General features: G+C 78.3%; 1 protein-coding gene. It reads right to left on the bottom strand.

Features of this window, described 5'->3' with window-relative positions; genetic code table 11:
* Window positions 1–865 (bottom strand): phosphatase PAP2 family protein (locus CCN51_RS52390; RefSeq protein WP_143676262.1); only part of this gene is annotated, 865 nt, incomplete at its 3' end.
* Window positions 866–936 lie beyond the last annotated feature (71 nt).

Raw genomic sequence — 936 nt, 5'->3', positions numbered from 1 at the left:
GGTCGAAGGTGCCGCCGGGGAAGACGGCCAGCGGCAGCCCGCGCTCGGCGGCCAGCGCGGCCGCCGCGTTGACGCTGCCGTCCCCGCCGCAGACCCCCAGCGCCCCGCCCCGCTCGGCGGCGCGCCGGGCGGCCCGGTCCAGCAGCGGCCCGAGGTCGTGCTCGGGTTCGCGCTCCAGGATTTCCGCGCCGGGCAGCAGCGCGCGCAGCTGCTCGGCGGGGGTGAGGCCGGTCCCCGAGAGGCCGACGCCGGCCTGGGTGTTGACGACCACCACCAGCCCGTCGCCCTCGGGCAGCGCCGGGGCCGAGACCCGCGGCCGGGCCCGCGCCGGGGTCTGTGGCCGCGGCGGCCACCAGCGGCAGGTGAGCGCGGCGGCGCCGACGCCCAGGGCGAGCCCCGCGAGGACGTCGCTCGGGTAGTGCACGCCGACGTACACCCGGGAGAAGGCCACCGCGGCGGCCAGCGGGGCGACGGCGATCCCGTACCCGGTGGACTCCAGGGCGACCCCGGTGGCGAAGGCGGCCGCGGAGGCCGAGTGCCCGGAGGGGAAGGAGCTCGTCCACGGCTGCTTGGCCAGCCGGCGGATCAGCGGCACGCCCTCGAGGAGCGGACGGCGGCGGTCCACGGTCCACTTGACCACGGTGTTGGACACGAGCGAAGCGGCGGCCAGCGCCCCGACGCCCCGCACCGCGGCCCGCCGCGCGGTCCGGCCGCCGACGGCGGCGAGCACCCCGGCCGTGCCGAACCACAGCCGGCCGTGGTTGGCGGCGTGGGTGATCCTCGGCAGCAGGGGATGGGCGCCGCGCAGCCGGCCGGCCGCGACCCGCGCGAACAGCCGTCGGTCAAGATCGCTGATGAATCTCATGGCACATGGGTATCCGGATCGGCCGCCCGCACGCCACCCCGGTGTGCACGGACGGCCGATCCGGATACCCA

Source organism: Streptomyces milbemycinicus (assembly GCF_002154605.1).
In the GTDB taxonomy this organism is placed as follows: domain Bacteria; phylum Actinomycetota; class Actinomycetes; order Streptomycetales; family Streptomycetaceae; genus Streptomyces; species Streptomyces milbemycinicus.
The sequence above is the reverse complement of the archived record's forward strand: the minus strand, read 5'-3'. Positions and strand labels throughout refer to the sequence as shown.